This is a genomic window from Pseudomonas bharatica (genome assembly GCF_048586865.1).
Lineage (GTDB): Bacteria > Pseudomonadota > Gammaproteobacteria > Pseudomonadales > Pseudomonadaceae > Aquipseudomonas > Aquipseudomonas bharatica.
Window position 1 is genome coordinate 80,772 of the sequence record NZ_JBMAWR010000007.1, and the last position, 24,081, is coordinate 104,852.

At 61.9% G+C, this 24,081-nt stretch carries 27 protein-coding genes; 24 read left to right on the forward strand and 3 right to left on the reverse strand.

Annotation, left to right across the window (positions count from 1 at the left end):
• Positions 1-2 precede the first annotated feature (2 nt).
• From kdsA to ispD, 4 genes are all read left to right on the forward strand, one after another.
• Positions 3-848: a 3-deoxy-8-phosphooctulonate synthase gene (kdsA, locus tag ACKLLE_RS10870; RefSeq protein WP_064303305.1), complete on the forward strand. Its 846-nt coding sequence runs from the start codon at positions 3-5 to the stop codon at positions 846-848.
• Between the two features lie 149 nt (positions 849-997).
• Positions 998-2,287 carry a phosphopyruvate hydratase gene (gene eno, locus ACKLLE_RS10875; protein WP_064303304.1) on the forward strand — a complete coding sequence of 430 codons (1,290 nt, stop codon included), beginning with the start codon at positions 998-1,000 and terminating at the stop codon, positions 2,285-2,287.
• Between the two features lie 156 nt (positions 2,288-2,443).
• On the forward strand, positions 2,444-2,722 hold the full coding sequence (gene ftsB / locus ACKLLE_RS10880; RefSeq protein ID WP_009395237.1) for a cell division protein FtsB: 279 nt from the start codon (positions 2,444-2,446) through the stop codon (positions 2,720-2,722).
• Entirely contained in the window at positions 2,719-3,426 is a 708-nt protein-coding gene (gene ispD / locus ACKLLE_RS10885) for a 2-C-methyl-D-erythritol 4-phosphate cytidylyltransferase (protein ID WP_064303303.1), read from the forward strand. Before ftsB ends, ispD begins: the two co-directional genes overlap by 4 nt.
• A 121-nt stretch (positions 3,427-3,547) precedes the next feature.
• Here the strand turns inward: ispD and ACKLLE_RS10890 are convergent, their stop codons facing one another.
• Complete coding sequence (locus ACKLLE_RS10890; RefSeq protein ID WP_009395231.1) at positions 3,548-4,444, reverse strand: LysR substrate-binding domain-containing protein; 897 nt, start codon at positions 4,442-4,444, stop codon at positions 3,548-3,550.
• A gap of 106 nt (positions 4,445-4,550) precedes the next feature.
• On the opposite strand from ACKLLE_RS10890, the gene ACKLLE_RS10895 reads away from it, so the two are divergent.
• The 8 genes from ACKLLE_RS10895 (at position 4,551) to rpoS (ending at position 11,701) form a co-directional block, all read left to right on the forward strand.
• Complete coding sequence (locus tag ACKLLE_RS10895; RefSeq protein ID WP_064303302.1) at positions 4,551-5,663, forward strand: S-(hydroxymethyl)glutathione dehydrogenase/class III alcohol dehydrogenase; 1,113 nt, start codon at positions 4,551-4,553, stop codon at positions 5,661-5,663.
• 8 nt (positions 5,664-5,671) lie between these two features.
• Entirely contained in the window at positions 5,672-6,526 is an 855-nt protein-coding gene (gene fghA, locus ACKLLE_RS10900) for an S-formylglutathione hydrolase (RefSeq protein WP_420057918.1), read from the forward strand.
• Between the two features lie 71 nt (positions 6,527-6,597).
• On the forward strand, positions 6,598-7,071 hold the full coding sequence (ispF, locus tag ACKLLE_RS10905; RefSeq protein ID WP_009395225.1) for a 2-C-methyl-D-erythritol 2,4-cyclodiphosphate synthase: 474 nt from the start codon (positions 6,598-6,600) through the stop codon (positions 7,069-7,071).
• Complete coding sequence (gene truD, locus ACKLLE_RS10910; RefSeq protein ID WP_064303300.1) at positions 7,068-8,126, forward strand: tRNA pseudouridine(13) synthase TruD; 1,059 nt, start codon at positions 7,068-7,070, stop codon at positions 8,124-8,126. The genes ispF and truD overlap by 4 nt, the downstream gene beginning before the upstream one ends.
• Positions 8,114-8,863, forward strand: a complete 750-nt coding sequence (gene surE, locus ACKLLE_RS10915; RefSeq protein WP_420057919.1) for a 5'/3'-nucleotidase SurE — start codon at positions 8,114-8,116, stop codon at positions 8,861-8,863. The genes truD and surE overlap by 13 nt, the downstream gene beginning before the upstream one ends.
• A gap of 38 nt (positions 8,864-8,901) precedes the next feature.
• The gene (locus ACKLLE_RS10920; protein ID WP_009395221.1) at positions 8,902-9,540 is read left to right on the forward strand and encodes a protein-L-isoaspartate(D-aspartate) O-methyltransferase; all 639 of its coding nucleotides are present in this window, start codon (positions 8,902-8,904) and stop codon (positions 9,538-9,540) included.
• A gap of 187 nt (positions 9,541-9,727) precedes the next feature.
• On the forward strand, positions 9,728-10,588 hold the full coding sequence (locus tag ACKLLE_RS10925) for a peptidoglycan DD-metalloendopeptidase family protein (protein ID WP_158467775.1): 861 nt from the start codon (positions 9,728-9,730) through the stop codon (positions 10,586-10,588).
• A gap of 105 nt (positions 10,589-10,693) precedes the next feature.
• On the forward strand, positions 10,694-11,701 hold the full coding sequence (rpoS, locus tag ACKLLE_RS10930; protein WP_009395217.1) for an RNA polymerase sigma factor RpoS: 1,008 nt from the start codon (positions 10,694-10,696) through the stop codon (positions 11,699-11,701).
• Between the two features lie 487 nt (positions 11,702-12,188).
• Here the strand turns inward: rpoS and fdxA are convergent, their stop codons facing one another.
• Both fdxA and mutS read right to left on the reverse strand, forming a co-directional pair.
• Complete coding sequence (gene fdxA / locus ACKLLE_RS10935; RefSeq protein WP_009395216.1) at positions 12,189-12,512, reverse strand: ferredoxin FdxA; 324 nt, start codon at positions 12,510-12,512, stop codon at positions 12,189-12,191.
• Between the two features lie 140 nt (positions 12,513-12,652).
• The gene (gene mutS / locus ACKLLE_RS10940; protein WP_009395215.1) at positions 12,653-15,229 is read right to left on the reverse strand and encodes a DNA mismatch repair protein MutS; all 2,577 of its coding nucleotides are present in this window, start codon (positions 15,227-15,229) and stop codon (positions 12,653-12,655) included.
• Positions 15,230-15,404: 175 nt separating this feature from the next.
• On the opposite strand from mutS, the gene ACKLLE_RS10945 reads away from it, so the two are divergent.
• The 12 genes from ACKLLE_RS10945 to ACKLLE_RS11000 all read left to right on the forward strand — a co-directional run bounded on the left by ACKLLE_RS10945 (position 15,405) and on the right by ACKLLE_RS11000 (position 23,992).
• Complete coding sequence (locus ACKLLE_RS10945) at positions 15,405-16,148, forward strand: LexA family transcriptional regulator (RefSeq protein ID WP_064302374.1); 744 nt, start codon at positions 15,405-15,407, stop codon at positions 16,146-16,148.
• Between the two features lie 474 nt (positions 16,149-16,622).
• A complete protein-coding gene (locus ACKLLE_RS10950; RefSeq protein WP_009395213.1) occupies positions 16,623-16,958 on the forward strand; it encodes a phage holin family protein in 336 nt (111 codons plus the stop codon).
• On the forward strand, positions 16,955-17,452 hold the full coding sequence (locus ACKLLE_RS10955; protein WP_420057920.1) for a hypothetical protein: 498 nt from the start codon (positions 16,955-16,957) through the stop codon (positions 17,450-17,452). The genes ACKLLE_RS10950 and ACKLLE_RS10955 overlap by 4 nt, the downstream gene beginning before the upstream one ends.
• Positions 17,449-18,009: a phage baseplate assembly protein V gene (locus ACKLLE_RS10960; protein WP_420057922.1), complete on the forward strand. Its 561-nt coding sequence runs from the start codon at positions 17,449-17,451 to the stop codon at positions 18,007-18,009. Before ACKLLE_RS10955 ends, ACKLLE_RS10960 begins: the two co-directional genes overlap by 4 nt.
• 121 nt (positions 18,010-18,130) lie before the next feature.
• Positions 18,131-18,457, forward strand: a complete 327-nt coding sequence (locus ACKLLE_RS10965) for a GPW/gp25 family protein (protein WP_420057923.1) — start codon at positions 18,131-18,133, stop codon at positions 18,455-18,457.
• Positions 18,454-19,335, forward strand: a complete 882-nt coding sequence (locus tag ACKLLE_RS10970) for a baseplate assembly protein (protein ID WP_420057924.1) — start codon at positions 18,454-18,456, stop codon at positions 19,333-19,335. Before ACKLLE_RS10965 ends, ACKLLE_RS10970 begins: the two co-directional genes overlap by 4 nt.
• 1 nt (position 19,336) lies before the next feature.
• Positions 19,337-19,942, forward strand: coding sequence for a phage tail protein I (locus tag ACKLLE_RS10975; RefSeq protein ID WP_064302332.1), 606 nt, complete (start codon positions 19,337-19,339; stop codon positions 19,940-19,942).
• On the forward strand, positions 19,939-21,456 hold the full coding sequence (locus ACKLLE_RS10980) for a phage tail protein (protein ID WP_081263122.1): 1,518 nt from the start codon (positions 19,939-19,941) through the stop codon (positions 21,454-21,456). The genes ACKLLE_RS10975 and ACKLLE_RS10980 overlap by 4 nt, the downstream gene beginning before the upstream one ends.
• Before the next feature lie 9 nt (positions 21,457-21,465).
• Complete coding sequence (locus tag ACKLLE_RS10985) at positions 21,466-21,897, forward strand: phage tail assembly chaperone (RefSeq protein WP_064302331.1); 432 nt, start codon at positions 21,466-21,468, stop codon at positions 21,895-21,897.
• Between the two features lie 89 nt (positions 21,898-21,986).
• Positions 21,987-23,153 carry a phage tail sheath subtilisin-like domain-containing protein gene (locus ACKLLE_RS10990; protein ID WP_064302330.1) on the forward strand — a complete coding sequence of 389 codons (1,167 nt, stop codon included), beginning with the start codon at positions 21,987-21,989 and terminating at the stop codon, positions 23,151-23,153.
• A gap of 12 nt (positions 23,154-23,165) precedes the next feature.
• A complete protein-coding gene (locus ACKLLE_RS10995; protein WP_279897019.1) occupies positions 23,166-23,675 on the forward strand; it encodes a phage major tail tube protein in 510 nt (169 codons plus the stop codon).
• Between the two features lie 17 nt (positions 23,676-23,692).
• Positions 23,693-23,992: a phage tail assembly protein gene (locus ACKLLE_RS11000; RefSeq protein ID WP_009395200.1), complete on the forward strand. Its 300-nt coding sequence runs from the start codon at positions 23,693-23,695 to the stop codon at positions 23,990-23,992.
• Positions 23,993-24,081 lie beyond the last annotated feature (89 nt).

Genomic DNA, 24,081 nt, shown 5'->3' on the forward strand with positions numbered 1-24,081 from the left:
CCATGACCCAGAAGATCATTCGCGTCGGTAACATCGAGATCGCCAACGACAAGCCGTTCGTCCTGTTCGGCGGCATGAACGTCCTGGAGTCCCGTGACCTGGCCCTGAAGGTCTGCGAGGAATACGTGCGGGTTACCGAGAAACTCGGTATCCCCTACGTGTTCAAGGCCAGCTTCGACAAGGCCAATCGCTCGTCGATCAATTCCTACCGCGGTCCCGGCCTTGAAGAAGGCCTGCGGATCTTCGAGGAAGTGAAGAAGACCTTCGGCGTTCCGGTCATCACCGATGTGCACGAGCCTTACCAGGCCGAAGCCGTGGCCAAGGTCTGCGACATCATCCAGCTGCCGGCCTTCCTCTCGCGCCAGACCGACCTGGTGGTGGCGATGGCCAAGACCGGTGCGGTGATCAACATCAAGAAAGCCCAGTTCCTTGCCCCCCAGGAAATGAAACACATCCTGACCAAGTGCGAGGAAGCGGGTAACGACCAGTTGATCCTCTGCGAGCGCGGTTCCAGCTTCGGGTACAACAACCTGGTGGTGGACATGCTCGGCTTCGGCATCATGAAGCAGTTCCAGTACCCGGTGTTCTTCGACGTGACCCACGCCCTGCAGATGCCGGGCGGTCGTGCCGATTCGGCCGGCGGTCGTCGTGCCCAGGTCACCGAACTGGCCCGTGCCGGTCTCAGCCAGGGCCTGGCCGGCCTGTTCCTCGAGGCCCACCCGGACCCGGACAACGCCAAGTGCGACGGTCCCTGCGCCCTGCGCCTGGACAAGCTGGAGCCTTTCCTGACCCAGCTCAAGCAACTGGATGACCTGGTGAAGAGTTTTCCGACGGTAGAAACCGCATAAGCTGCGTTTCTCCGGTAAAGTACCGCCCGTTTCACCCCTGACCTCGCGGTCGGGGGTTCTCCGCGTCAGGCCTGCCCGTGCCCCGTGCCTGCGAAAGAGCGGATTCTTCAAGCTGCGTTGTTTTCGTCAATTCTGGAGTGCTTACAACAATGGCAAAAATCGTCGACATCAAAGGTCGTGAAGTTCTCGACTCCCGCGGCAACCCGACCGTGGAAGCGGACGTGCTGCTCGACAACGGCATCATCGGCAGCGCCTGCGCGCCGTCGGGTGCTTCCACCGGCTCCCGCGAGGCACTGGAGCTGCGTGATGGCGACAAGAGCCGTTACCTGGGCAAGGGCGTGCTGAAAGCCGTCGCCAACATCAACGGCCCGATCCGCGACCTGCTGCTGGGCAAGGACCCGGTAGACCAGAAAGCCCTGGACCGCGCCATGATCGAGCTGGACGGTACCGAGAACAAGGCCAAGCTGGGCGCCAACGCCATCCTCGCCGTGTCCTTGGCCGCTGCCAAGGCTGCCGCCCAGGACCAGGACCTGCCGCTGTACGCGCACATCGCCAACCTGAACGGCACCCCTGGCCAGTACTCCATGCCGGTACCGATGATGAACATCATCAACGGCGGCGAGCACGCCGACAACAACGTCGATATCCAGGAGTTCATGGTCCAGCCGGTTGGCGCCAAGACCTTCTCCGACGCGCTGCGCATGGGCACCGAGATCTTCCATCACCTCAAGGCCGTGCTGAAGGCCCGTGGCCTGAACACTGCGGTCGGTGACGAAGGCGGTTTCGCGCCTAACCTGTCCTCCAACGAAGACGCCCTGGGCGCCATTGCCGAAGCCGTGGCCAACGCCGGCTACAAGCTGGGCACCGACGTGACCCTGGCTCTGGACTGCGCCGCCAGCGAGTTCTTCGAAGACGGCAAGTACAACCTGTCCGGTGAAGGCAAGTCGTTCGACGCCGAAGGTTTCGCCGAGTACCTGAAAGGCCTGACCGAGCGCTTCCCGATCATCTCCATCGAAGACGGTCTGGACGAGTCCGACTGGGCTGGCTGGAAAGTCCTGACCGACAAGATCGGCGACAAGGTTCAACTGGTCGGTGACGACCTGTTCGTGACCAACACCAAGATCCTGAAGGAAGGCATCGACAAGAAGATCGCCAACTCCATCCTGATCAAGTTCAACCAGATCGGCTCGCTGACCGAAACCCTGGAAGCCATCCAGATGGCCAAGGCCGCTGGCTACACCGCGGTGATCTCGCACCGTTCGGGCGAAACCGAAGATTCGACCATCGCCGACCTGGCCGTAGGTACTTCCGCTGGTCAGATCAAGACCGGTTCGCTGTGCCGTTCCGACCGCGTATCCAAGTACAACCAGCTGCTGCGTATCGAAGAGCAACTGGGCGCCAAGGCGGTATACCGTGGTCGCGACGAGTTTCGCGGCTAAGCGATAGATGGTAAAAAGACAGCACCGTGAAACCCAGGGCTTTGTCCTGGTGTCTTTCACGGGCGCTGCGAATGCTTGAATCACAAAGCCTGGCTTCGGTCAGGCTTCGTGCCATCAGCCCTTCGCACACGCGGTCTTTCGCCACTGGATGTCCTGATGCGTAGTCCTTACTGGTTGTTCCTTGTCCTTCTCGCACTGCTCGGTGGCTTGCAGTACCGGCTGTGGGTGGGCAATGGCAGCCTGGCCCAGGTGGCCGAACTCAAGCAACAGATCGCCGACCAGCACGCCGAGAACGAGCGTCTGCTGGAGCGCAACCGCGTGCTCGATGCCGAGGTGCTGGAATTGAAAAAGGGCATGGAAACCGTCGAAGAGCGGGCCCGCCACGAATTGGGAATGGTGAAGGAGGGTGAAACCCTCTACCAACTGGCCCAATGAGCACGTCCCTGCCTGCCTTCTGGGCAGTGATCCCCGCCGCCGGCGTGGGTGCGCGCATGGCCGCCGACCGGCCCAAGCAGTACCTGCAACTGGGCGGATGCACGATTCTCGAACACAGCCTCAACTGTTTTCTCGACCATCCCTCGTTGAAAGGGGTGGTGGTCAGCATTGCTGCTGACGATCCTTTCTGGCCCGGCCTCGCCTGCGCCAGCGACCCACGTATACAGCGCGCTGCCGGTGGCCGCGAGCGTGCCGACTCGGTGCTCAGCGCCCTGTTGCTCCTGCATGCGCAAGGGGCGGCGGACGGCGATTGGGTACTGGTCCACGATGCTGCGCGGCCCAACCTGTCGCGTGATGACCTGGATCGCCTGCTCCTGGAACTGGCGGATGATCCGGTGGGCGGACTGCTCGCCGTTCCGGCCCGGGATACCCTCAAGCGCGCCGATGCCCATGGTCGGGTCGAGGTCACGGTCGATCGCAGTACCATCTGGCAGGCCTATACCCCGCAGATGTTCCGGCTTGGCGCCTTGCACCGGGCCCTGGCCGACAGCCTCGTGGCGGATGTGGCGATCACCGACGAAGCGTCTGCCATCGAGTGGTCCGGCCAGGCGCCGCGGCTGATCGAAGGGCGCAACGACAACATCAAGGTTACCCGTCCCGAAGATCTGGAATGGCTGCGTCAGCGCTGGTCCCAGCGCTGCTGAAGCAGGATTTGCGCAATCGACGCGGACCTGTGGGAGCGGGTTTACCCGCGATTACGTCGGTGAACTCACTGCCGCAATCGCGGGTAAACCCGCTCCCACAGGTCTTTGCCAAATCAATGAGTTATGTATTCTGATATTCCGGTCTCAGCGCCAACCCTTCGCGCAAGTGATCCACCAGCTTGCGCACCTTCGGCGACAGGTGCCGCTGCTGCGGATACAGCGCCCACACCGCGGTGTTGGGCGGCTGGTGGGTTTCCAGCAGCGACACCAGGGCGCCGCTGCCCAGGTGCTCCAGCACGTAGTAGTCCGGCAACTGGCACAACCCCATGCCCTGCAAGGCCGCGTCGAGCACCGCCTGCCCGCTGTTGCAGCGCCAGTTGCCCTGAACCCGCTGGGTGACTTCCCGCCCATCCTGCTGCATTACCCAAATATCGGAGCTGCCGATCAGGCAGTTGTGTCGCGCCAGTTCGGACAGGCTGTGCGGGCGGCCATAACGATTCAGGTAATCCGGCGAGGCGCACAGGTACATGCGCCGTGGCGCCAATCGCGCAGCTACCAGCCGTGACTCCTGCAAGCGACCGAGACGGATCGCCAGGTCCATGCCTTCGTGGAGCAGGTCAAGGGTGTTGTTGGTCAGCTCGATATCCACCCTCAGTTGCGGGTATTGGCTCATGAAACTGGCAACCAGTGGCGCGATGAAGCGTTCGCCGTAGGCGACTGCGCAGGTCATGCGCAACAGCCCCTTGGGCTCGCTGGTCAGGTCGCCCATGGCGCGCAGGGCTTCCTCGCGGCCGTCCTGCAAGCGCTGGCAATGCTGGAGAAAGGTCTGGCCTGCCTCGCTCAGGGTGACGCGGCGGGTGCTGCGGTACAGCAGGCGGGTTTGCAGGCGCTCTTCAAGCCGCGCGACCTGGCGGCTGATGTGGGAGGAGGACACCCCAAGGCGGTCGGCGGCTGCCGTGAACTGCCCGGATTCGGCCACGGCGACGAATTCGTCTATGCCTTCCCAGCGGCTACTCATTGATTATCCCTGTGTGGCAATAATGTTTTGTCTTTGGCCGGATTATTCATCAAAAAGCCTTGAATTACACTGGCTGTCTGAAATGTCCTTTCATTGGAGAAGATTGATGATCAAGTCCCGTGCCGCCGTAGCCTTCGAGGCCAAGAAACCGCTGGAAATCGTCGAAGTCGACGTAGCCATGCCCAAGGCCGGTGAGGTGCTGCTGCGCGTGGTCGCTTCCGGTGTCTGCCATACCGACGCCTACACCCTTTCCGGTGCCGATCCGGAAGGCATCTTCCCGTCGATCCTCGGTCATGAAGGCGGTGCAATCGTCGAGGCCGTTGGCGAGGGCGTGACCTCCCTGGCCGTGGGCGATCATGTGATCCCGCTGTACACCCCGGAATGCGGCAAGTGCAAATTCTGCCTGTCGGGCAAGACCAACCTGTGCCAGGCCATCCGCGCCACCCAGGGCAAGGGCCTGATGCCGGACGGCACCACGCGCTTTTCTTACAAGGGGCAGCAGCTCTTCCACTACATGGGCACGTCGACATTCTCCGAATACACCGTGCTGCCGGAAATCTCCGTGGCCAAGATCCAGAAGGAAGCCCCGCTGGAGAAGGTCTGCCTGCTCGGTTGCGGCGTGACCACCGGTATCGGCGCGGTGCTTAACACCGCCAAGGTCAAGCCAGGTGACACCGTGGCCATCTTCGGCTTGGGCGGCATCGGCCTGTCGGCCATCATCGGTGCGGTCAAGGCCAAGGCCTCGCGCATCATTGCCGTGGACATCAACCCGGGCAAATTCGAGATCGCCCGCCAGCTCGGCGCCACCGACTGCGTCAATCCGAAGGACTACGATCGTCCGATCCAGGAAGTGATCGTCGACCTCACCGATGGCGGCGTGGACTTCTCCTTCGAGTGCGTGGGCAACGTCAATCTGATGCGTGCGGCGCTGGAGTGCTGCCACAAGGGCTGGGGCGAGTCGGTGATCATCGGCGTGGCGGGTGCCGGCCAGGAAATCGCCACCCGTCCGTTCCAGTTGGTGACCGGCCGCGTCTGGCGCGGTTCCGCCTTCGGTGGCGTGCGTGGTCGCAGCGAGCTGCCGAGCTACGTCGAGATGTCCGAGAAGGGCGAGATCCCGCTGGATACCTTCATCACCCATACCATGGGCCTGGAAGACATCAACAAGGCCTTCGACCTGATGCATGAAGGCAAGAGCATCCGCAGCGTCATCCACTTCTGAGGTCGCTCATGAGCCTGGAAAACATTTCCTGCCAGAAAAGCTTCGGTGGCTGGCACAAGCGTTACCGTCATCGCTCCGACGTACTGGGCTGCGACATGGTTTTCGCCGTATACCTGCCACCGCAGGCCGAGCAGGGTGGCAAGCTGCCAGTGCTGTATTGGCTGAGCGGGCTGACCTGCACCGACGAGAATTTCATGCAGAAGGCCGGTGCGCACAAGCTGGCCGCCGAGCTGGGGCTGATCATCGTCGCGCCGGACACCAGTCCGCGGGGTCCCCAGGTGCCGGGGGATCCGGACGGTGCCTGGGACTTCGGCCTTGGCGCCGGCTTCTACGTCAATGCGATCCAGCAACCGTGGGCAGCCAACTACCGCATGTACGACTATGTGGTGGCCGAACTGCCGGCCCTGATCGAGGCGCATTTCCCGGCTTCGGACAAGCGCTCCGTCAGCGGTCATTCCATGGGCGGGCACGGTGCGCTGGTTTGCGCCTTGCGCAATCCCGGGCGTTATTCGTCGGTGTCGGCCTTTGCGCCGATCAGCAACCCGATGGATTGCCCTTGGGGGCAGAAGGCCTTCAGCCGCTACCTCGGTGAAGACCGCGCGCGTTGGCGCGAGTGGGATGCCAGTGTGCTGATCGCCCAGGCCAGCGAGCGCCTGCCGCTGCTGGTGGACCAGGGTGATCGCGATGATTTCCTGGAAAACCAGCTCAAGCCGCAGGTGTTGCAACAGGCTGCGCAAGCTGCGGGCTATCCGCTGCAACTGCGTCTGCAGCCAGGCTACGACCACAGCTACTACTTCATCGCCAGTTTCATCGATGATCACTTGCGGCATCATGCCGCAGCGCTGGGTGTAGAGCGCGCTTGAGGCGACAATTCAAGCCCAACGCCCGGCAAAGCAGGTAGAATCACGCCCTGACTCAATCAGGGCGTTTTTTTATGCGTATTGGCCACGGCTACGACGTGCACCGCTTTGCGGAGGGCGATTTCATCACCTTGGGCGGCGTGCAGATCGCGCACAAATACGGGCTGTTGGCCCATTCCGACGGCGATGTGCTGCTGCACGCCCTGAGCGATGCCTTGCTCGGCGCTGCCGCACTGGGTGACATCGGTCGTCATTTCCCCGATACCGATCCGCAATTCAAGGGCGCCGATAGCCGCGTGCTGCTGCGTCATGTGGTCGCCATCGTCCAGGCCAAGGGCTGGAAGGTCGGCAATGTCGACGCCACCATCGTCGCCCAGGCGCCGAAGATGGCACCGCACATCGAACGCATGCGCGAGTTGATCGCGGCCGACCTGCAGGTCGGGCTCGACCAGGTCAATGTCAAGGCCACCACCACCGAGAAGCTCGGTTTCACCGGTCGTGAGGAAGGTATTGCGGTACACGCCGTCGCCTTGTTGCTGCCAGCATGAACGAACTCGAACTGCTCGGCCCGCGCGCCAGCGGGCCGGCGCTGGGCAGCGCGGTACTGAAAGCGGTGGCGGAGGATTTCCAGGTCGATGAAGTGCTGGACATCCCGCTGTCCGGCCAGGGCGAACACCTGTGGTTGTGGGTGGAAAAGCGCGATCTCAATACCGAGGAAGCTGCCCGCCGCCTGGCCCGTGCCGCCGGTGTGCCGCTGAAGACCATCAGCTATGCCGGCCTCAAGGATCGCCAGGCCTTGACCCGCCAGTGGTTCAGCCTGCATCTGCCGGGCAAGGCCGATCCCGATTTCACTGCCGCCGAAAATGAAAGCTTGCGCATCCTCGAGCGCACCCGGCATTCACGCAAGCTGCAACGCGGTGCCCATTCGGCCAACGGCTTCACCCTGCGCCTGACCCGGCTCCAGGCCGATCACGCCGCGCTCGATGCCCGTCTCGAACGGCTGCGCGCCCAAGGCGTCCCGAACTACTTCGGGGCGCAGCGCTTTGGTCATGACGGAGGCAACGTCGAGGAGGCGCGCCATTGGGCCGAACGCAAGGCGTTGCCGGAGCAGCGCAACCTGCGCTCGCGGTTGCTGTCGAGCGCGCGTAGCTACCTGTTCAACCGTGTCCTCGCCCAGCGTGTCGAGGATGGCAGTTGGCAGCGTGCGCAGATCGGCGACCTGTTGGCGTTCACTGATAGCCGTAGCTTCTTTCCGGCAGGTGAGTCGGAATGCAGCGATCCTCGCCTCGGCATTCTCGACCTGCATCCCACCGGTCCGCTCTGGGGTGAAGGGCTTCCAGCCACGCAGGGCGCGGCCGGCGCCCTCGAACAGCGTGTCGGCGAGGAGAATCCGGCACTCTGCGAATGGCTTGGGCACGCCGCGATGAAGCAGGAACGACGCATTCTGCGACTGCCCATTGGTCGGCTGACGTGGCATTATCCCGAGCCTGATATCCTGCAACTGGAATTCGTCCTTCCGGCCGGATGTTTCGCCACCGTGGTGGTGCGCGAACTCGTCGATCTGGTCCCGGCAGGGCAGACGGACAGCCCATGCGTATTCTGATTTCCAATGACGATGGCGTTCTCGCGCCCGGACTCGCTGCGCTCCACGGCGCGCTGGCGGATTATGCCGAGTGCGTGGTGATCGCCCCGGACCAGGACAAGAGCGGTGCCAGCAGTTCGCTGACCCTCGACCGTCCGCTGCATCCGCACACCCTGCCCAACGGCTTCATCAGCATCAACGGCACCCCGACCGACTGCGTTCATCTCGGCCTCAACGGCTTGTTGCCGCAGCCCCCGGACATGGTTGTGTCGGGGATCAACCTGGGGGCCAACCTCGGCGACGACGTTCTTTACTCCGGAACCGTGGCTGCAGCGCTGGAAGGGCGTTTCCTCGGCAATACCTCGTTTGCCTTCTCGCTGTTGTCGCGTCTGCCCGACAACCTGCCGACAGCCGCCTACGTCGCGCGCAAGCTGGTCGAAGCGCACCCGCGCCTGGAGTTGCCGCCGCGAACCGTGCTCAACGTGAACATCCCCAACCTGCCGCTGGATCATATTCGCGGTATGCAGCTGACCCGCCTGGGGCATCGTGCTCGCGCCGCCGCACCGATCAAGGATGTCAACCCGCGGGGCAAGGAGGGTTACTGGATCGCGGTTGCCGGTGATGTCGAGGATGGCGGGCCGGGTACCGACTTCCATGCGGTCATGCAGGGGTATGTGTCGATCACCCCGCTGCAACTGGACCGAACCTTCAATGATGCCTTCGATCGCCTGGATGGCTGGCTGGAGGGTGTGCTCTGATGCGCGATCAGGACGATATGATGCGCCGCGGTATCGGCATGACCTCCCAGCGCACCCGCGAGCGGTTGATCCAGCGCCTGTGCGAGGAAGGGGTCTCGAACCCGCGGGTACTGGATGTACTGCGTCGCACACCGCGGCATTTGTTCGTCGATGAAGCACTGGCGCATCGCGCCTATGAAGATACTGCCCTGCCGATCGGCCATAACCAGACCATCTCGCAACCTTTCATGGTTGCGCATATGAGCGAGGTGCTGCTGGAAGCAGGTCCGCTGGACAAGGTCATGGAGATCGGCACCGGCTCCGGCTACCAGACCGCCGTATTGGCGCAACTGGTGGAGCGCGTGTTTTCCGTGGAGCGGATCAAGGTGCTCCAGGATCGGGCCAAGGAACGCCTGACCGAACTGAACCTGCGCAACGTGGTGTTTCGCTGGGGCGACGGCAGCGAAGGCTGGCCAGCCCTGGCGCCCTACAACGGCATTATCGTTACCGCAGTGGCGCCGGAAGTTCCCCAGGCATTGCTGGACCAGCTGGCTCCGGGCGGGCGTATGGTGATTCCGGTGGGGAATGTCGGGGAAGTGCAACAACTTCTGCTGATCGTGCGCGAAGAGCACGGTTTTTCCCGACGGGTGCTGGGAACGGTACGTTTCGTTCCGCTGCTCAACGGCACACTCTCCTGACGCTTCTTTATTTTCGCGAGTGGCGAATTCTCGGCGTGGCGTCAGGTCTATGAGGCGGATGCCCCCTGTCCGGAGCGGCAACCGTTCACGTTTTGCGTTTGTATATCGCGCGCAAGTGTCCGGTGCATGGTTATAATTGCAACATTATTGCATTTTCAAACTCGATCACCATTTAAGGGAGCGGCGGGTGAGTTCAACAGTCATTCGGCAGCGTATGGGTCTTTCAAGCATCAGGCTTCTGGTGGTTGCACTTGCCGTTGGCATGTTGGTGACGGGTTGCTCCAGCACTTCTTCTTCTTCCAGTGGCGCACGGGTCGTGGACCGTAATAACGCAGCGCCCAAGCGCCCTGCGGTAACTTCCGGGCAATATGTGGTGCGTCCTGGTGATACCTTGTTCTCCATCGCCTTCCGTTATGGCTGGGATTACAAGTCCCTGGCTGCGCGCAACGGCATCGAGCCGCCCTATACCATCCGCCCGGGCCAGGCGATCCGCTTCGACGAGCCATCCTCCGGCTCTTCCCGTGTCGTGACTTCCACTTCTCCGTCGAGCAAGACCACGGTTACCCGACGTCCGGCCGGTACGCCGCCGCCAGCGAAAAGTACCAGCACGGCAGCGACTACACCGGTGGTGACACCCTCCACGGCGCCGACCCAGGTTCCCGCAGCAGAGCGCTCCAGCGGTGGCTGGGCATGGCCGGCGAACGGCGTTCTGATTGGAAAATTCGCTTCAAACGGTAGTTTGAATAAAGGCATTGATATCGCCGGAGATTTGGGACAGCCTGTTTTTGCTGCCGCTGATGGTTCGGTGGTGTACGCCGGTAGTGGTCTACGGGGCTACGGTGAACTCGTAATCATCAAGCACAACGAAACCTACGTGAGTGCTTACGGTCACAACCGTAGGCTTTTGGTTCGGGAGGGACAGCAAGTCAAGGTAGGGCAGACAATTGCCGAAATGGGGTCCACGGGCACCGATCGCGTGAAGCTTCACTTTGAAATTCGCCGCCTGGGTAAACCGGTAGACCCGTTGCAGTTCCTGCCAAACCGTTGATTGTTGATTCCGGCCTGTTCCTTAGCGTAATGGGGACAGGCTCTAGCGATGCCATGGACAAGGTACGCTCGAGTCTGAGTTCGAACTCAGCAAAGGACTATAACAATGGCTCTCAGCAAAGAAGCGCCGGAGTTTGACATCGACGATGAGGTTCTTCTCATGGAGACCGGCATCGTTTTGGAAACGGATGTGGTGTCAGACGAACCTGCTGTACCTTCGGTTCGGACCAGAGCCAGACAGGGCTCTTCGCTAAAACAGCACAAGTACATCGATTACACCCGGGCACTTGATGCGACTCAGCTTTATCTCAATGAAATCGGTTTTTCCCCGCTGCTGACGCCTGAAGAGGAGGTTCATTTTGCGCGCCTGTCGCAAAGTGGCGATCCTGCAGGTCGCAAGCGGATGATCGAGAGCAACCTGCGCCTGGTGGTGAAGATAGCCCGCCGCTACGTGAATCGGGGGCTTTCGCTGCTCGACCTGATCGAGGAGGGCAACCTGGGGCTGATCCGTGCGGTCGAGAAGTTCGACCCGGAGCGTGGCTTCCGGTTCTCCACCTATGCAACCTGGTGGATTCGCCAGACGATCGAGCGGGCGATCATGAACCAGACCCGCACCATCCGCCTGCCGATTCATGTGGTCAAGGAGCTGAACGTCTATTTGCGTGCGGCTCGGGAGCTGACCCAGAAGCTCGATCACGAACCCTCCCCGGAAGAAATCGCCAACCTGCTGGAAAAACCGGTGGCCGAGGTCAAGCGTATGCTCGGCCTGAACGAGCGGGTGTCCTCGGTAGACGTATCCCTCGGGCCCGACTCGGACAAGACATTGCTCGATACCCTCACGGACGATCGGCCAACCGATCCGTGTGAGCTGCTGCAGGACGACGATCTGTCCCAGAGCATCGATCAATGGCTGAGCGAACTGACCGACAAGCAGCGTGAAGTGGTCATCCGTCGTTTCGGTTTGCGTGGTCATGAAAGCAGCACGCTCGAGGATGTCGGCCTGGAGATCGGCCTGACTCGCGAGAGGGTGCGGCAGATCCAGGTCGAAGGGTTGAAGCGTCTGCGCGAGATTCTGGAAAAGAACGGCCTGTCCAGCGAGTCGCTGTTTCAATAACTAGAACGTTCGCCTTGCACGCAAACGCCCCGACCAGATCGGGGCGTTTGCGTTTGTATCTGAGGATCGTCAGTCAGTTCTGTCAGCGGTGAGTCTTTTTGCGTAAGCAATCGCTTACAGCGTATGTAAGCGATTGCAGTAAAGAAGCGTAAAAACTGCCTTGCTTGTGATTGGAATATTTTCTAACTCTATGAAAATAAAGAATTTTATTTTCTGCTCAGGCTACCCAGCTGTCTTTTTTTGAGAGCCATTGCCAGTTGCGACGAGCGTTCTACGCGTTAATATTTGCCCTGTGTCTACGGACTGACACAGGTTGTCAGGATGACGACCAAGGACATCGCAGGATGCGATTCATCAGGATGATGATAGGGAATACAGGGACTACGGAAAAAATGTGGGCGGGTCAAACCGCCCCTTTTTTTTGCCCGGTGAAAATGAAAAAAGGCCCGCGAGGGCCTTTTTCGTTGGTCGGGAGCGAGTCCGGGACTTAGCGCTCCAGATCCTTGATTTTGCCTTTGACGCCGTCGAACTCTTCGGCATCCGGCAGTGCGTCTTTCTTTTCGGTGATGTTGGGCCAGATCTCTGCCAGCTCGGCGTTCAGCTCGATGAATTCCTGCATGTCGTCAGGGACTTCATCTTCCGAGAAGATGGCTTGGGCAGGGCATTCAGGCTCGCACAGCGCACAGTCGATGCACTCGTCCGGGTGAATGACCAGGAAGTTCGGGCCTTCGTAGAAGCAGTCCACCGGACAGACTTCTACGCAGTCGGTGTACTTGCACTTGATGCAGTTGTCGGTGACGACGAAGGTCATTTCTAATTTTCTCCTCAGGCGACGGCAGCGATGCCCTTTCCAGTCAGGGCCGCTCGGTCTGGTAGGTTGCGGCGAGCCAGGCTAATAACTCGACGCTCCGCCAAACCGCGCGGGATTCTAGCAGCTTGTGAGGCCGCGCGTTATAACAGAGTCTTCAGTTCATAGAGCATTTCGATAGCTTGGCGCGGGGTCATGTTGTCCACGTCGAGCTTGCCGATCTTCTCTATGGCCGGATGGGGCAGGCTGGCGAAGAGATCGCTCTGGTGCGGGACGGCTGGCGCGCTGCGACTGTTGGTCGCGGCCTTGGGCACATCATGGGGCAGGCTGGAAGTCTCCAGGCGGCCCAGGTGTTCGCGGGCGCGCTGGATCACCGGCGTCGGCACGCCAGCCAGCTGCGCCACTGCCAGGCCATAGCTCTGGCTGGCCGGTCCGGGCAGGACGTGGTGCAGGAAAACGATGCGCTCGTTGTGCTCGGTGGCATTCAAGTGCACGTTGGCCACCAGCGGTTCGCTTTCCGGCAATACGGTCAGTTCGAAGTAGTGGGTAGCGAACAGCGTGTAGGCGCGCAGCTGTGCCAGGCGCTCGGCGGCAGCCCAGGCCAGCGAAAGGCCATCGAAGGTGCTGGTGCCACGGCCCACTTCGTCCATCAGCACCAGGCTGCGATCGGTGGCGTTGTGCAGGATGTTGGCGGTTTCGCTCATTTCCACCATGAAGGTGGAACGGCCACCGGCCAGGTCATCGCTGGAGCCGATACGGGTGAAAATGCGGTCCACCAGCGACAGTGTGCAACTGGCCGCCGGCACGTAGCTGCCGATATGGGCGAGCAGCACGATCAACGCGGTCTGGCGCATGTAGGTGGATTTACCGCCCATGTTCGGGCCGGTAATGATCAGCATGCGGGTGCTGTCGTCCAGGGCCAGGTCGTTGGCCACGAAGGGACTGGTGAGGACCTGCTCGACCACCGGGTGACGTCCCTGGCTGATCTGCATGCACGGCTCGTCGACGAAGGTCGGGCAGTTCAGGTCCAGGGTTAGCGCGCGCTCGGCCATATTGCTCAGCACGTCCAGCTCGGACAGCGCGGCGGCGGTGTCCTGCAGCGGTGCCAGATGGCTGATCAGGGTTTCCAGCAACGCGTCGTAGAGCATCTTTTCCCGCGCCAGGGCGCGGCTCTTGGCCGACAGCGCCTTGTCTTCGAAGGTTTTCAGCTCGGGCGTGATGAAGCGCTCGGCGCCCTTGAGGGTCTGGCGGCGGATGTAATCGGCCGGGGCCTGTTCGGCCTGTTTGCTTGGCAGTTCGATGAAGTAGCCGTGGACGCGGTTGTAACCGACCTTGAGGTTGGCCAGGCCGGTACGGGCTTTCTCCCGGGCTTCCAGATCGATCAGGAACTGCCCGGCGTTTTCGCTTATCGACAACAGCTCGTCGAGCTCGGCATCGTAGCCGGCCTTCAGTACGCCGCCGTCGCGGATTACCGCAGGCGGGTTGTCGATGATTGCCTTGTCCAGCAGGTCGGCCAGCTCCGGATAAGTACCGGCGATGGCTGCCAGGCGCGCGAGATGCGGTGCCTCCAGCTCGGCCATGGCGTTCTGCAGCTCGGGCAGGGCGCCGAGGGCATCACGCAGCCGTGCCAGGTCGCGGGGACGGGCATTGCGCAGACCGATACGGGCGAGGATCCGCTCGATATCGCCGATATCCTTCAATTGCGGTTGCAGTCGCTCGAAACGGTAGTTGTCGAGCAGGCAGCGGATCGAACCCTGGCGCGCCTGGAGCACTTTCAGATCGCGCAGCGGGCGGTTCAGCCAGCGGGTCAGCAAGCGGCTACCCATGGCAGTCTGGCAGCGATCGATCACCGACTGCAGGGTATTGTCGCGACCGCCGGCCAGGTTGACATCCAGTTCCAGGTTGCGGCGGCTGGCGCCATCGAGGATGACAGTGTCGTCCAGGCGCTCATGCTTGAGGCTGCGCAAATGGGGCAGGGCGGTCCGCTGGGTTTCCTTGGCATAGGTCAGCAGGCAACCGGCAGCACCGATGGCCAGGGTCAGCTTGTCGCAACCGAAGCCTTTCAGGTCCTGGGTCGCGAACTGCTGGCACAGGCTCTTGCGCGCGGAATCGCGATCGAAATCCCATGGCGCGCGACGGCGGGAACCGCGGCGTTTTTCAGCCGGCAGGCCCTGTGGCCAATCGTCCGGAATCAGCAGTTCCACCGGATTGGTCCGCTCCAGCTCGGCCAGCAGGTTTTCCCAACCCTTGAGTTCCTGCACGGTGAAATTGCCGCTGGTGATATCCAGCACTGCCAGACCGAACAAGCGTTCGTCGCCGAGCACCGCCGCGATCAGGTTATCACGGCGCTCGTCCAGCAGCGCCTCGTCGCTGACCGTACCCGGAGTGATGATGCGCACCACCTGGCGCTCAACGGGCCCCTTGCTGGTAGCCGGATCGCCGATCTGCTCGCAGATCACCACCGACTCGCCCAGCTTCACAAGCTTGGCGAGATAACCTTCAAGCGAGTGGAAGGGAATACCGCACATGGGAATCGACTGGCCTGCCGACTGGCCACGCGCAGTCAGGGTGATATCCAGCAGTTTCGCGGCTTTCTTCGCATCTTCGTAGAAGATCTCGTAGAAATCGCCCATGCGGTAGAACATCAGCTGGTCCGGATGCTGGTTCTTCAGCTTCCAGTACTGCTGCATCATCGGAGTGTGTGCGGAAAGATCGGACATTCAAGGCCTTGGAGCAGGGTGTCGTCGAAAGGGTATGAAACGGCTAATAGTACAGGGATTCTCCAGCAGGTGCCGAGACCGAAGGGCGACGGGTCTGCATCAGGCTGCGTCGACCTTGGCCGGCCTGTGGGTCGATGCATTTTTGCAATTGCATTTCCATTCAACCCTCGGCACTATGCACGCCATGCACAAGCGCAATGTAGCAACCGTCCTTAAATCACTGCTGGATCGCCACGGAATCTCCGCCACGGAGCTGCACCGTCGTACCGGCGTGCCTCAATCTACCCTGTCGCGGATTCTCAGCGAGAAGATCGTCGATCCTTCGGACAAGCATGTGTCGAAGATCGCCGGGTACTTCGGGGTGAGCACCGATCAGTTGCGCGGGCGCGCCGAGCTGGGCGACAGCCAGGTGCCCGAGCGGGAGCCAGGGCACGATGAATTGCGCGATATCAGCCTGTGGGACGATGAAACCCCCGTCGAGGACGACGAGGTGTCCGTTCCTTTTCTCCGTGAGGTCGAGTTGGCAGCAGGATCAGGAAGATTCGTCATCGAGGAAAGCGAACGCGCCCGCCTTCGCTTTGGCAAGCGCAGCCTGCGCCATAACGGGGTGCAGTTCGACCAGGCCAAGTGCGTGACGGTGCGTGGCAACAGCATGCTGCCGGTGCTGCGTGATGGCGCCACCGTGGGGGTCAATACGGGCAAGTGCTCGATTGGCGACATCATCGATGGTGATCTCTATGCCATCAATCACAATGGCCAGCTCCGCGTAAAACAGCTGTATCGCATGCCCACCGGCATCCGTCTGCGCAGCTTCAATCGCGACGAACATCCCGACGAGGACTACAGCTTCCAGCAGATGCAGGAAGAGCAGATTTCCATCCTCGGCCATGTGTTCTGGTGGGGCATGTACGCCCGCTGATCCCTTCACGAGTTATCGAAAACCCGCTTCGGCGGGTTTTTTTTCGCCTGTCGGAAACTGCCTGGAGGCAGGTAGGACAAGGCTTCCATGCATTTAAGCAAATCCCTATGTGCAAATTTTTCCAAAAATGCATTGACTGTATATGCATACATGCATATCTTTTGTCTCAAGCCGGTCAGACACCGGCGACGAGAAAGGCAGCGATGAACAGGCCTCGACTGTTCAGAGGGTTGGCAACTGGCCCGGGTGTGCAGCGTAAAGCACCAGAAGCAGTTATCCGGCGGGCAGGTGGCCGCGGTCGGAGTCAACAATTCGAAGCGCAGATGCCCAGCGCACCAGTAGTGGCGGGCATCTCTACGACGCATTACTGAAAAGCCCGGGGCATGCCCGGGCTTTTTGGAATGCCGAGTGAACACTCGGTCCCATTCCCCGTTCGGCACGACGCCGTGCGGGAAACAGAAAGGAGGCAGGACCGTGACAAGCGAACAACAAACGCTACTGGAAATGCCGATCTGGCTGGTGATCGTCCTGGCGCTGCTGGGCGGGGTTTCCGGCGAGATGTGGCGAGCGGACAAGGCAGGGGCGCGCGGCGGCGCCCTGCTCAGGCGATTGGTACTGCGTTCGGGGGCCTGCATGGTCTGCGGCGTATCCACCGTGATGCTGCTGTACGCCAGCGGCCTGTCGATGTGGGCGGCCAGTGCCCTGGGCTGCCTGACCGCCGTAGGCGGCGCGGACATCACCATGGGGCTGTACGAGCGCTGGGCCGCCAAGCGCCTGGGGCTCGGCACCGACAGCAAGGAGAGATCATGAGCGACCTCGATGCATTGCATCAGGCCATCAGCGCAACCATCCACGCGGCGATGCCGCAACTGGCGACGGTCGGCAGCTATGCCGGCGTGCAACAGGACACACCGCTACCTGCGTTGTTTCACGGCATCGTCGATATAAAGCCGGGCGCCGATCCTGTGGACGGTCATTCCCGGCTCGTAGCCACGTTCGAAGCCCGTATCAGCTGCGATGGGCAGGCGGCGCTGGACGCCGTGATCCTGGCGACACAGTTGATGGTGCTGCTGCGCAAGCAGTACTGGGACATCGATTTCGTCGAGGAAGCCGTGGCCATCCAGGCGATGCCGACGACCACCTCATCCTCGACCTGGACGGTGCAATGGCAACAGGCGCTGCACCTCGGCGAGGTGCAATGGCTCTGGCCGAACCAGCCGCCCGGGTCGTTGGTAATTGCTTTCGACCCTGACACCGGACCAGAACATGAGAGCGGCTACAAGGCCCCGGAGGATTTCGCATGAGCTACGTCAGCGCTATGCACGACCGCATGATCGCCGGCCTGCTGATTCCCTGCCGGGTGGTTGCAGTCGATCTCGCGGCGGCACGGGTACGGGTTTCCGACGGCGCCGGCTGGACCAGCGCCTGGTTGCGCTGGCACAGCCATGCTGCCGGCAAGGCCAGGCATTGGCGGGCACCGAGCCTGGACGAGCAAGGCATGCTCATCAGTCCCAGTGGCGAACCGGCCCAGGGCACCTTCATACCCGGCCTTTATGGCAACGCCGGCAGCGCGCCGGACAACCGCGAGCATGTCGAAACCTGGCGTTTCGACGATGGCGGCTCGCTGGTCTACGACTGGCAAGCCAGTGCCTACACCGTCGAACTGCCCCGCGGCAGCATCACCCTCAAGGTCGGCGGCACCACGCTGACGGCCACCCCCGATTCCATCACGCTGACCTCTGGCAGCCTGACCTTGAATGGCCCGGTGCAGATCAACGGCGCGTTACAGGTAACGGGAAATATCCACGGCGGCGGCACGATCATCGATACCGCAGGCAACACGCCGAACCACAAGCACTGAAGCCCGCCTGCTGCGGGCTTTTTCATGCCACGGAGGAACGCCATGGCGCCCACGAACAAGTATTTCGCACCCGGCGTCCGCGCCGCGGTGCACAACCCCAATCAAGTACAGGAGTAGCGCCATGATCGGAATGGATCGCCGCTCTGGTCAACCGCTCTCCGGTCTCGCCCACCTGCGCCAGTCCATCGAGGACATCCTGACCACACCGCTGGGCAGCCGGCGCATGCGTCCCGACTACGGCAGCAAGCTGCGCCGCTTCGTCGACCTTCCCGTCAACGAAGGCTGGAAAAGCGCGGTACAGGCTGAAGTAGCCAGGTCGCTGGTGCGCTGGGAGCCTCGCCTGAAGCTGGAACGGGTGCGGGTGATTGCAGTGGTGAACGGACAGATCAGCCTGCAACTCACCGGGCAATACATGGGTGACAGCCAGATCCTGGAGGTGACGGCATGAGCATCGTGAACCTTTCGGCGCTGCCCGCGCCGCAGGTCCTGGAAGACCTGGATTTCGAGGACATCTTCCAGGCTGACCTGGCGACCTTTCGGGCGCACATGGGCGACAGCTGGACCGCGCAACTGGAAAGCGACCCGGTGACCAAGCTGTTGGAGGTCGGTGCCTATCGCACCCTGCTCAACCGGGCTCGGGTCAACGATGCGGCCAAGGCACTGCTGCTGGCGTATGCGCAGGGTAGCGACCTGGACCAACTGGCCGCCAACGTGCAACTGCAACGCCTGGTGGTACGTGCCGCTGACCCGAGCACCGTGCCTCCAACCGAGCAGGTACTGGAAGAAGACGACGCGCTGCGCGAGCGCATCGAACTGGTCTATGAAGGACTGACTACCGCTGGCCCGCGCAACAGCTACATCCTGCACGCCCGCAATGCTTCCGGCCAGGTCGCCGATGCCACGGCTGAAAGCCCGTCGCCGGCTGTGGTGGACGTGACGGTGCTCAGTTTCGACGACGACGGCGTCGCCAGCCCGGAACTCCTGGCTCAGGTCGCCGCCTACCTCAACGATGACGAAGTACGGCCGGTGGCAGACCGCCTGACTGTGCGCAGCGCCGAGATACTGCCCTACCGGATCGACGCGATCCTGCACATGGCCAGCAATGGCCCGGAAACCGAGGCGACCCTGGTCGAATGTCGACGCCGCCTGCAGGCCTGGATCAATCCTCGCCGGCGTCTCGGCGTGGAAGTCGCCCGCTCGGGGATCGACGCCCAACTGCATATCAGCGGTGTTGGCCGTGTCGAACTGGTCGACTGGCAGGACATCCGTCCGAGCAAGGGCCAGGCGGCCTGGTGCACGGGGTTCAACGTCATCGCGGGAGGCTGAAATGACCAGTCTCCTGCCACTTAACAGCACGTTGCTGGAGCGGGCGCTCGAAGAGGCCTCTGCGCAGGTGACCGAGATTCCCCTGCGTACCCTGTACAACCCCGACACCTGCCCCGCGCACTTGCTGCACCAACTGGCGCTGGCCTGGTCGGTGGACCGTTGGGACGAGAACTGGCCGGAATCGGTCAAGCGCGCGGTGATCCGGGGTTCGTTCAGCGTCCACGCTCGCAAGGGCACCTTGGGTGCGTTGCGGCGGGTGGTCGAACCGTTCGGCTACCTGATCGAAGTCGCCGAATGGTTCAACACCGTACCGCCGGGAGTGCCGGGCACCTTCGCGCTGAAGATCGGTGTTTCCGAGTCCGGTATCAGCGAAGAAACCTACGACGAACTCACCGCGCTGATCGACGACGCCAGGCCGGTAAGCCGGCATCTGATCGGCCTTGCCATCACCCTCGACAGCAAGGGTTACCTGCGCAGCGCCCTCGGCCTCAGCGAAGGCGACGTCATCGACATCTACCCGCCTGCCTTGCGCGATATCGAGGTTCGCGGCAACCACGGCTTCATTGGCCGTGATCATCAAATCGAAACCCTGGACGTTTACTCATGACTGACCAGAACAGCCAGTTCTTCGCGATCCTCACTGCGGTGGGGGAGGCCAAGCAGGCCAATGCGAATGCCTTGGGCGTGGCCTGGACCTTCGCCCAGATGGGCGTTGGCGATGCCAACAATACCGACCCGGTGCCTTCGCGCACCCAGACCAGACTGATCAACGAGCGCCGTCGGGCGCCACTCAACCAGCTTTCGGTGGACCCGAAGGATGCCAGTATCATCATCGCCGAGCAGGTGATTCCGCCGGACGTCGGCGGTTGGTGGATCCGCGAGATCGGCCTCTACGATGCGGCCGGAGACCTGGTTGCCGTGGCCAACTGCGCGCCGAGCTACAAGCCGCTGCTGGCGCAAGGCACCGGCAAGACCCAGGTGGTGCGGTTGAACCTGGTGGTGACCAGTACCGCCAACGTGCAACTCAAGATCGACCCGGCCGTGGTGCTGGCGACGCGGGAGTATGTCGACAGCTCGATCATCAGCGTGCTGCCGAAGAACAAGGTGGCCGGCACCTACACGAAGGTGCGGATCAATGATCGCGGCGTGGTACAGGACGGGTCCAACCCGACCACGCTGGCCGGTTATGGCATCACCGATGCCATGCCCAAGGGGGCAGGGGGGCTGCTCAGCCAGGCTGGCGCCGTTCAAGGCCGTATCAGCGCGATCCCTGAAACCCGCTTCATTTCGACTATCGCAGCCACCGACGATCGACCGACGGGAATTACCTACGCGGCCGGTCTGCACGTTACATGGGGGGGAGGCGAACAGTGCGTGGACTTTCTCGGCGCGCTGAACGGACAGGAGGAGTTCTTCGTTCGTACCTGCTACCAAGGCGCTGGTACGTTCCGAAAGCTCTGGACCGAGGCGAATTTCACCCCGGCACTCAAGGCCAACCTCGCCAGCCCGACGTTTACCGGCACCCCGCGAGTGCCAAACGCTGCGTCCGGCACGTCGACCGATCAGGTTGCCAGCACCAAGTTCGTCATGGATGCGATGGTTGGAAAACTCAACGTGGCGGATGCCCAGATGACCGGCGTGCCGACCTGTTCCACGGCGAATCTCGGCAATAGTTCGTTCCAGGTGGCCAATACGGAGTTCGTCCAGAACACGCTCACTGCCAAGGTCGCTACTCAGGCACAAGTCAATGCCGGTACAGATGACGCCACGATCGTCACGCCGAAGAAACTTCGTTGGGGCTTCTCGTCGTCCTTTGGAACCAATAGCTACATTGCTTTCCCGAGCTGGCTGGGTGGATTGGTCATCCAGTTTGGTACCGGCCCGAATGTCACGGACAACACTACCATTTCCTTCCCCATCGCCTTTCCGACCAAGTGCCTGGCTTTGCTGGAGCATGACCGGACCGGGACTGGCGGAGCCACCATGACATTCTGGCAATTCCGCGACGTTACGAGCACTGGCTTCAACGCATTGAATATCGGTGCCTACAACCGCAATGCGAGTACATGGGTCGGCGCCTCAGTGCTTTCAGGATGTGTATGGTTCGCCATTGGTTACTAGGAGATCACCGTGAAACGTTTTTATAGCTGCAGTACCGGAGCTACCTATCTGGAAGGGCTGCATAGCGACATTCCGCAAGATGCGGTCCTTATTTCGGACGATTGCTATGACCAGGTCATTCGCAACCCCGATCCCTCGAAAGTCCGCGATCACGACGAGCAAGGCTTGCCTGTCCTGGTCGAGCGCCCACCGCTATCGGTGGGGGAACTCGCCGCAATCGAGCGTGCCTGGCGGGACCGTCAGCTCAATGAAACGCAATGGCTCGTCGCGCGCTACAGCGAAGAGCGCAGCCTCGAGCTGACCACGTCGAATTCGCTTGAGGAGTATTCCGCATTGTTGGAATACCGGCAGCACCTGCGCGACTGGCCTGCTTCCGAGGCATTCCCCGACAGTGAGCAGCGGCCTGAAGCGCCGCTTTGGATCTCTCTTCAAACCCAATGAAGCCCCGCACCGCCGGGGCTTTTTCTTACCCGCAACACACTACGAAGGCCCCGCACCGACGGGGCCTTTTCACATCTGGAGAAATATCTATGAGTGGATTCTTCCACGGCGTTACCGTTACCAACGTCGACACCGGTGCGCGCAGCATCGCGCTGCCGTCTTCTTCCATCATCGGCCTGGTCGACACCTTCACCGAAGGCCCGACCGCCACGGCCAAGGCCAACGACTTGGTGTTGATCACCAGCGAGCGTGAAGCCGTTGCCGCGTTCGGCGCCGATGCCGCCATTACCAAGTCCTGCCAGGCTGTCTTTGCCCGGGCCAAGGCGGTCATCGTCGCTTGCGGCGTGGCCAGGCTGAGCGATGCCGCCGAGCAGACCTCGGCGATCATCGGCGGCGTCGAGGCCAACGGCAAGCGTACTGGCCTGCAGGCGCTGCTCGACGGCAAGAGCCGTTTCAACGCCCAGCCACGTCTGCTGGTGACCCCGAAACACAGTGCCACCCAGGCTGTCGGCACCGCCCTGGTGGCCTTGGCCGACAAGCTGCGCGGCCTGGCCATCATCGACGGTCCGGGCACCACCGACGAGGCCGCACTGGCCTATGCGGAAAACTTCGGCGCCAAGCGCGCGTTCATGGTCGATCCGGGCGTGCAGTACTGGGACACCGGCGCCGACGCCACCGTCGATGCACCGGCCTCGGCCTGGGTCGCCGGTCTGTTCGCCTGGACCGACAACGAATACGGCTTCTGGGCCTCGCCATCGAACAAGGAGTTCGTCGGCATCACCGGTACCACCCGTGCCGTGGAGTTCCTCGACGGTGATGAAAGCTGCCGGGCCAATCTGCTGAACAACGCCAACATCACCACCATCATCCGTGATGACGGCTTCCGCCTGTGGGGCAACCGTACCCTGTCCAGCGATCCGAAATGGGCCTTCGTCACCCGCGTGCGGACCATGGACATCGTCATGGACGCGATCCTCTACGGCCACAAATGGGCAGTTGACCGCTCGATCACCGCGACCTACGTCAAGGACGTGACCGAGGGCCTGGAGAACTTCATGCGCGACCTGAAGGCCCAGGGCGCGATCATCAATTTCGAGGTCTACGCCGACCCGGACCTGAACACCGCCAGCCAGCTGGAGCAGGGCAAGGTCTACTGGAACATCCGCTTCACCGACGTACCGCCTGCCGAAAACCCCAACTTCCGCGTCGAGGTCACCAACCAGTGGCTGACCGAAGTCCTCGACCAAAACGCTTAAGGAGAACAACAGATGGCAATGATTCCGCAAACCCTGGCGAACCTGAACCTGTTCGTCGATGGCGTCAGCTTCCAGGGCGACGTCACCAGCCTGACCCTGCCCAAGCTCGCCATCAAGGTCGAGAGCCACCGTGTCGGTGGCATGGATACCGCGATCGAGATCGACCAGGGCATGGAGGCGCTGAGCGCGAGCTTCAAGACCACCGGCGTTCGCCGTGAAGCGCTGAAGTTCTTCGGCCTGGCCGACAGCTCGGCATTCAACGGCACGTTCCGTGGTGCATTCAAGGGCCTGAAAGGGGCGATCACGCCGGTGGTGGTGACCCTGCGCGGCATGCTCAAGGAGGTCGAGATGGGTGACTGGAAAGCCTCCGAAAAGCCGGAGACCAATCACGTCGTGTCCCTGACCTACTACAAGCTGGAGATCGATGGCCGGCTGCTGTACGAGATCGACCCGCTGGGCATGAAGCGCGTGGTCAACGGCGTTGACCAGCTCGCCGCCCAGCGTACCGCCCTCGGCCTCTGACACAAGGACAAGCTCGTATGAAGCAAGCAACGAAGGTACCCGCCTGGCTGACCGTCAGCGCGGACAGCGTGGTGGTTAAGTTGAGCCGCGCCACCGAGGCCAACGGCATTCAGGTCGACAGCCTGTCGCTGCGGGCGCCCACGGTGCGTGACCTGCGCGCCGCGCAATCGGGCGGTGCCGACGACGAAACCCGGGAGCTGAACCTGTTCGCCTCCCTCGCCGAAGTCGCTGTCAAGGATCTGGAAGGCCTGGCCCTGAAGGACTACAGCCGTCTGCAGGCCGGCTATTTTCGCCTGGTGCAGGACGACGAGCTTTGATCCCTCGCGTCAGAAAGCGGCAGCGAAGCGGCTCGCCAGAGAGCTGAATTTCTCTGCCACCGAGATCATGACCATGTCGTATTCCGACA